The organism is Deltaproteobacteria bacterium, assembly GCA_022340465.1.
GTDB lineage: Bacteria > Desulfobacterota > Desulfobacteria > Desulfobacterales > B30-G6 > JAJDNW01.
Map to the genome: position 1 here is coordinate 1 of JAJDNW010000133.1, position 6,356 is coordinate 6,356.

At 51.4% G+C, this 6,356-nt stretch carries 4 protein-coding genes and 5 tRNA genes; 3 read left to right on the forward strand and 6 right to left on the reverse strand.

From position 1 onward, the window contains the following. From tuf to LJE94_18220, 5 genes are all read right to left on the reverse strand, one after another. Positions 1-123 (reverse strand): elongation factor Tu (gene tuf / locus LJE94_18200; GenBank protein ID MCG6912035.1); only part of this gene is annotated, 123 nt, incomplete at its 3' end. 107 nt (positions 124-230) lie between these two features. Further along, positions 231-307, reverse strand: a tRNA-Thr gene (locus LJE94_18205). Between the two features lie 62 nt (positions 308-369). After that, positions 370-445, reverse strand: a tRNA-Gly gene (locus LJE94_18210). A gap of 149 nt (positions 446-594) precedes the next feature. Next, positions 595-679, reverse strand: a tRNA-Tyr gene (locus LJE94_18215). Between the two features lie 12 nt (positions 680-691). Then, a tRNA-Thr gene (locus tag LJE94_18220) sits at positions 692-767 on the reverse strand. Between the two features lie 612 nt (positions 768-1,379). On the opposite strand from LJE94_18220, the gene LJE94_18225 reads away from it, so the two are divergent. The 3 genes from LJE94_18225 (at position 1,380) to LJE94_18235 (ending at position 4,134) form a co-directional block, all read left to right on the forward strand. Further along, positions 1,380-3,449, forward strand: coding sequence for a LysM peptidoglycan-binding domain-containing protein (locus LJE94_18225; protein MCG6912036.1), 2,070 nt, complete (start codon positions 1,380-1,382; stop codon positions 3,447-3,449). 135 nt (positions 3,450-3,584) lie between these two features. Continuing rightward, a complete protein-coding gene (locus tag LJE94_18230) occupies positions 3,585-3,863 on the forward strand; it encodes an integration host factor subunit beta (GenBank protein MCG6912037.1) in 279 nt (92 codons plus the stop codon). Between the two features lie 195 nt (positions 3,864-4,058). Beyond that, a tRNA-Arg gene (locus LJE94_18235) sits at positions 4,059-4,134 on the forward strand. A gap of 231 nt (positions 4,135-4,365) precedes the next feature. Here LJE94_18235 and LJE94_18240 read toward each other — a convergent pair. Next, positions 4,366-5,916 carry an FAD-dependent oxidoreductase gene (locus LJE94_18240; protein MCG6912038.1) on the reverse strand — a complete coding sequence of 517 codons (1,551 nt, stop codon included), beginning with the start codon at positions 5,914-5,916 and terminating at the stop codon, positions 4,366-4,368. Between the last annotated feature and the right edge of the window lie 440 nt (positions 5,917-6,356).

A 6,356-nucleotide genomic window follows, 5' to 3' on the forward strand; every position in this document is an offset into this window, starting at 1 on the left:
CATGCCCTTCAAACCGGAATGCTTCGTGATCGCCGCCGTCAGCGTCGTCTTGCCATGGTCAATGTGGCCTATCGTCCCAACATTCACGTGCGGCTTGGTACGCTCAAACTTTTCCTTTGCCATCTTCTCATCCTCCCGTTACTACTATTAAAAGGTAGATCATCACGTCTTTTTGATAACTCGGATAATGCTTAACGGTAAAAACGCTCTAACACTCGAGTTGAAAGTAGTGGAGCCCACGACCGGAATCGAACCGGTGAACCTCTTCCTTACCAAGGAAGCGCTCTACCGACTGAGCTACGTGGGCGATTCTTCTCGGATATCCGCAACGTTCTGCTAAAGGTTTCTAAACCGGCCACCTACCGTTTGTGGAGCGGGAGACGAGGCTCGAACTCGCGACATTCAGCTTGGAAGGCTGAAGCTCTACCAACTGAGCTACTCCCGCTTTTTAAGTTAACCTCCAGCAAAATTCATCAACGGAGACAACAGGGTTTCTCCAGACATGCAGTAAATTTTTGCAGGAAGAAGCCATGTAGTACGTCTCGATCCCGGGTCACATACCGCGATCTCCTACATTCAACTTTCATGATTGAATGGTGGTGGGGGGAGGATTTGAACCTCCGAAGGCGTCGCCGACAGATTTACAGTCTGTTCCCTTTGACCACTCGGGAACCCCACCAGTGCTCTCATGTGGAGCCAGCGGAGGGATTCGAACCCCCGACCCACTGATTACAAATCAGTAGCTCTGCCAGCTGAGCTACGCTGGCCCGACCCGACATAAGAATTCAAAACATCACCTTTTATCGGTGATTTTTAAAAATAGCAAGCATAAATTTCAATTATTTTCTTTTTCTAAAACAAAATACAGCGAATCAGGGGGCGATTACGTTCCCATGCGACTATTTTCGACATTTTTCCCTTATTTCCGTTGAATTTCCCCCTGCGCTGCGACAGCCCGAGGGTATCAGCGGAAAATTGCAGCATACCGCGGAAAAATTCGATAAAATATAAGTACAAAAACCGCCGGGGCAAGGGACGGATGCCACATTTTTCCCTGTAAATCGACAATCCCGCCCTGCAGGGTGCCGGTTTCGTCCGGCAGCCTGCGGAGAACCTCACCGCTGCCGGCCGACCGTGGTTATATCCTTGACAAAAAGTGGCTGTATACTATATAGGGTGTATCTGGTCGAAAACGAGCTACTATATATAGTGGCCGGTTTTATAACATCCGGTCCGATTTTGAATTGTCTTGAAGAAACACCATTCTGTGGCTAAGTACAGACACGCTGACCCAGGCTGGCAGACCGCCGTTATAAAGAAGCTGAGGCCTGAATTAGGGTGAGAATTGAATAGCCAGGCTTGGGTGGAAGGATCTGAAGTTGATCATTTACCGATATGTATTGATGTGTTTGCTGGCACTTGCGTTTGTCTGCGGGTGCTCCCACACCGCCAAACAGCCGGACGCGCAAGATGCGGAGGTCTACGGGCTGGAGCTGAACCCCGGCCAGGACACGGCGCCGGATTCCCCGGCATCCGCCGTAGGGGACCCGGAGGGCGCCACAGGCGAAACACAGTCGCCGGGGCTGTCTGAGGCACCCGACGCAACCGCTTTATCGGGGTCGACTGCAGCGGAAAAAGAAACGACCCCAGAGGCGCCGCCGAAACCGGCTCCCAATCCCCCGGCCACTTCGCAAAGCGTGAACCATTCCTTCGAGAGCAGCTGGGGGATTCACCCCAACGATCAGGACCTCGAACCGGATGACATACCGGAAGAGGCATTGGAAGATGCCGCTGCGGACGACGATGCACCTCTTGAGGAGAATGATGCGCCGGCAGACAGCGACGAATCCCAGACGGCTTCCGGCCAGTTCGAGCTTAAAAAAATGCCCCCCAATAAATCCGTGCAGACCATGCTGGACGAAGCGCTCGGTTTCTGTCAGGCGGCCCAGGAATTCTGGCAGAAGGGCGAACTTGAAAACGCCCTGGAAGCGCTCGACCAGGCCTACTCCCTCATCCTCGACATCGGCTTTCAAGACAACCCCGACCTAATCCAGCAAAAGGATGACATCCGTTTTCTGATCTCCAAGCGCATTCTGGAAATCTATGCCTCGCGCAACATCGTGGTGCAGGGCAATCACAACGCCATTCCCCTGGATATGAACAAGCATGTCCGGGAGGAATTGAAGCTTTTCACCACCGGTGTAGAAAAAAAGTTCTTCCGCCAGTCGCTTGCACGCTCGGGCCGCTACCGGCCCTACATCGTCTCCAAGCTCAAAGAGGCCGGCCTGCCCGAAGAGCTTTCCTGGCTGCCGCTGATCGAAAGCGGCTACAAGGTCAAGGCCCTTTCCAAGGCGAGAGCGCTGGGGCTCTGGCAGTTCATCCCTTCCACCGGATACAAGTTTGGGCTCAAACGAGACCAGTACATCGACGAACGCATCGACCCCATCAAATCCACGGATGCAGCCATCGCCTACCTCAAGGAGCTCCACAACATCTTCGGCGACTGGGCCACCGTACTGGCGGCATACAATTGCGGCGAAGGCCGCGTGCTCCGCGTTATCCGCAGCCAAAACATCAATTATCTCGACAATTTCTGGGATCTGTACGAGCGCCTCCCCCGGGAAACGGCCCGCTACGTACCCCGTTTCTTAGCCACCCTGCACATCATGAGCGATCCGGCCCAGTACGGCCTGGATACCGTCGTCAAACAGGAACCGCTTAAATTCGAAACTGCAGAAGTTACCCGTCAGGTTCAGGTAACGGATATCGCAAAAAAAATCGGCGTGCCCGCTCAAGAGCTCAAGGAACTCAACCCGGAACTGCGCTACAACATTCTCCCGCCGGACGCCTACGATCTGAAAGTTCCGCCGGACACTTCGGACACCCTGTTGAGCGTCATCGACGACATTCCCATTTCCCACCCGCCCAGACCGGCATACGTCTATCACCGGGTCCGGTCCGGAGAAACGCTGTCCGGCATCGCCTCGCGCTACCACACCAGCGTGAGCCGCATCATGCGGGCCAACAACCTGCGCAGTTCCCACTATATCGTCGCCGGCAAAAAGCTGAAGATACCGCAAAAGGGCACGGTCATCGTTCGGGCGACGGAACCGGTAAAAACGGCCGGCAGCAAATATTTCGTGCATGTGGTCCGCAGCGGCGACTCCCTCTGGATCATCGCCAAACGCTACGGCACCACCACCAGAAGGATACAGGAATTGAACAACCTCCGGACCACCACGCTGCAGGCCGGCCAGCGCCTGAAAATACCAGGCTATCTGAACGGCGGCACATCCGACAAGGACCTGAGCACCTACCTCGTGCGCCGCGGGGACAGCCCCTACAGAATCGCCCGGCGTCACAGCATGTCCCTGGGCGAACTGCTGCGCCTCAACGGTCTGACACCGCGCAGCAAGATATATCCGGGACAGGAACTGAGGGTCAGATAAACCATCCAATCTGAGTGTTTCAAATTTAAAGATGTAAAGGTACTCGTCCCACGGAAGATCCTTATTTTTTACTTGATGTTATCGCCGATGCCTGCTAAGAAATGATCTTCATTGAAAAAATTGAAGGAGGCGCATATGAACAAAGCTGAACTCATTGAGGCATTGAAAGATGGAAACGGACTGACCAAAGCAGAAGCGGCCAAAGTCGTGAATCTATTCTTTGAAGAGATCTCAAGTGCCCTCGAAAAAGACAACCGCGTGGAAATCAGAGGGTTCTGCAGCTTTTTTATTAAAAATTACAAGGCGTACACCGGAAGAAATCCAAAAACAGGCACTACCGTTTCCGTACAACCCAAAAAGCTCCCCTTCTTTAAATGCGGCAAGGAACTCAAGGAAAGGGTCGATCTCCAGTAGCATTGCAAGGCCGAAGAAAAGAATAGAGGCTGGAACATGTAGAACGTATAAACGGCCCGTGGCGGGTAATGCCTCCGCTACGGGCCTTTTGTTTTCCTTAACCTAAAAACTTTCCCCTGCCCCTGTAAAAGACTTGCAAACCGCCCGGTTTTGGCATAAGACCCTAAAAAATTTCGTTTCAGGACCATCCCCAAAGCCCCCGTAGCTCAGTGGATAGAGCATTGGATTCCTAATCCATGTGCCGCAAGTTCGATCCTTGCCGGGGGCACCAATAATATCAGTAAGTTATACTCATCCCCTCCTCCCATTTTATGCTAAAAATGGAAACGGGTAACCAAACGGGTAACTTTTTGCATTCGGTGACCAAACCTGCCTGCATGTTGACGGACGAATCTCACACGTATCACAGGTCTAAGGAAAGGATGATATCGTACTCTTCGTAAAATTATCGATTGCATAGAACGTAGAAACATTGTTTATGTGTAACGGCAGAACGACTTGCTTATCGGTGATATTCCGGCATGACCTTTTCGACATAATTCCCGCCGGTCATGGCGTCCACGCAAAGAAGAGCCGAGTACACGGTGGCATCCATACCGCTACCCCAGTTTTTCGCTCCATAACCGTCACCGGCAAAAAAGAGTCCTTCCATTCCTGGTTGAGTGGTGTCCGGGCGGGAGGTTCCCGGAGGCGGCCAGTCGCCGAAACCCTTGTCGGAGCAGGTCCAGATTTCCCAGAGGGTATCCTCTTTCATTTTTGGGAAAGTCTTGTGGAATATCTTCCGGCCAAGGTCGATGACCCGGTCCACCTTGGCCTTGTCCCTCAATTCGTTTTCGGTCAACGCAATCGAATATGCGATCGTGAATTTGCCTTCCGGGGCCAAGGATGGCTCAAAGTTGCTGGGCATGATGGAGATGATGTCCACGTCACCGATAAAACCTTCTTCTGCCTTGATAATGGACGGAACCAGCAGCCAGGATTTGGGATTGATTCCGGCGTCCTCGAAGAGATTGCTTTTAACACCGATGAACCCGGTCAACATGCCTACGCTGAAGAATTCGGCATCAATCTTTTTGATTAGATCCTGCGGAAATTTATTCTTAGGCAGAAATTTCCATATTTTCCGTATGGGGACTGTGCAGACCACCTGGTCGGCCTCGAACAATTGTTCTCCATCGGTGGTTTTCACAGTAACTCCGGTCACCTTGGGGCCGTCGAAAAGGATCTCTCTTACTTTGGCACCATTGATGATGGTGCCGCCGTTTTCGGTGACTTTTTCGGCCAGTCTTTCGCCGATGTAAACAAAACCCGGTTTTGGAACAATGCCGGTGGAGCCGCTGATCAGGTTCATTCCAATATCCACTGCTGTTCTCATAAAACGGATAAAGTCCCCGGCAGGAATCATGTCTGGTTCACCCATGACCATATGGATGGAGGCGACGGCTGCCAGGAACTCATACACCTTGCGGTCATTCGTACGATCATCCAACCATTGGCCAAAGGAAACCTTGTCCCATTCGGCCAAGGTTTCCGACGAAGCCATGGCCATTTCCCTCAACAGTTTTTTCGCAGTCCTGTTGGAAGCTTCAGTCATCCATCCGAAATCACCGCCCTTTTCCATGGGGAAAAGTTTGTATTCTTTAGGATCGACGACGGAAAATCCTTCATTGCCCGGCAAGGGAACTGGTTTGTCCAGGTAGTCAAGCAGAAAACCGACCCGGCCCTTGGTTCCCCAGAAAGTTGCGTGTCCTCCCGCTTCGAAGCTATACCCGTCCAACAGCTTTTCTTTCAACATGGTCTCCATATCTGGCTCAGACCTGGCAACCCAAGCATAGACTGAAGCCATCACCTTTTTAAACTTTTTATGGTCAAGAGACTTGCCGTGCAGCTTTAATGTGTCATTTTCCGCCGCAAAGGAAACCAGGCGGCCGCCCACATAATCCTCTTTTTCTAATACCAGGACCTTACACTTTTCTTCGGTGGCCAACAGGGCAGCGGCGGACAAGCCTGCCAACCCAGCGCCAATAATAACTGCATCATAATGTTCAGACATGGTACCCTCCGTGAGAATAAAAATTCTATAGCACTGTACCCAGATCTGTCAAACCCATATGGTAATCTGTGTGCAAATACTCATTAAAGGGAGGCATCAAGATGAGAAAACATGAATTGTACACAGAATATCACGATCAATTTGAATATTTCGGGAATGCTGAGATTGAACGGATCCGCATACAAGGTGAAAAGACAATCAGGCATGATTGGATAATTTTCGACACTGTCGACGAGGCAATGGAATTCTTCAACGATCGTTGTGGCGAGTTCGCAGGTTATTATGCCTGAGCTATGGTTGGCCTTTAGACTTCTCCAATAATTTTCACAGGACGGTCACCATCTCACCGGAAGTGATGAACAACATATCAGTAAAATGACACATCGATTAGCAAACCAAATTACCGGTATTTCAATACCACAGCAGTGTGTTGATTTCCT